The organism is Pseudomonas sp. NPDC087614, from assembly GCF_044743485.1.
Classification (GTDB): domain Bacteria; phylum Pseudomonadota; class Gammaproteobacteria; order Pseudomonadales; family Pseudomonadaceae; genus Aquipseudomonas; species Aquipseudomonas baetica_A.
The window spans coordinates 1-1,072 of record NZ_JBIUWN010000203.1 but is presented as its reverse complement, the minus strand read 5'-3'; the positions used below and the strand labels follow the sequence as shown (position 1 = coordinate 1,072).

Genomic DNA, 1,072 nt, shown 5'->3' with positions numbered 1-1,072 from the left:
ACACCATGTAAAACTACTAATACAAAACGATTTTGGTTAGCTGTGGCAATAGCCAGCTCCAGCGATAAAAAATTTACGCTTGCCGGTACGCCATTTTATTTGTATACCCACAAGCTTAATTTTTGAAGCGCTGGAGCTGGCTCTGGCCACTGCTACCAAAAAGCGTTTTGAAGACGAAGTTGACCTGCGTGTGGAAATTAACCGCCACACCGGTTCTTACGAAACTTTCCGTCGCTGGACGGTCGTCGAAGAAAACGATCTCGACGATCCGGCTATCGAAACCTGGCCGAGCAAGGTTGCTGAAACGCATCCTGGCGCCAATGTCGGCGACGTTGTTGAAGAAAAGATCGAGTCCATCGAGTTCGGCCGCATTGCTGCACAGACTGCCAAGCAAGTCATCGTGCAGAAAGTGCGCGAAGCCGAGCGTGCTCAAGTGGTCGACGCCTATCGCGAGCGCCTGGGAGAAATCATCTCCGGCACCGTGAAAAAAGTCACCCGCGATAACGTGATCGTCGACCTGGGCAATAACGCTGAAGCGTTGCTGGCCCGTGAAGACATCATCTCTCGCGAAACTTTCCGCGTCGGCGTGCGTTTGCGCGCGCTGCTCAAGGAAATCCGCACCGAGAACCGTGGCCCGCAGTTGATCCTGTCGCGTACCGCGCCGGAAATGCTGATCGAGCTGTTCCGTATCGAAGTGCCGGAAATTGCCGAAGGTCTGATCGAAGTCATGGCTGCGTCCCGTGATCCGGGTTCGCGTGCCAAGATCGCCGTCCGCTCCAAGGACAAACGCATCGACCCGCAGGGCGCTTGCATTGGTATGCGCGGTTCGCGCGTCCAGGCAGTGTCGGGTGAGTTGGGCGGTGAGCGTGTTGATATTGTCCTGTGGGACGACAACCCGGCTCAGTTCGTGATCAACGCCATGTCCCCGGCCGAGGTTGCGGCAATTATCGTTGACGAAGATGCCCACGCCATGGACATCGCCGTTGGCGCAGACAATCTGGCTCAGGCCATCGGTCGCGGTGGTCAGAACGTGCGTCTGGCGAGCCAGTTGACTGGCTGGACCCTGAACGTG

At 56.4% G+C, this 1,072-nt stretch carries 1 protein-coding gene; it reads left to right on the top strand.

The features are described 5' to 3' along the window. Positions 1-64 precede the first annotated feature (64 nt). On the top strand, positions 65-1,072 hold a 1,008-nt coding region (nusA, locus tag ACIOWA_RS28100; protein ID WP_401162944.1), incomplete at its 3' end, for a transcription termination factor NusA.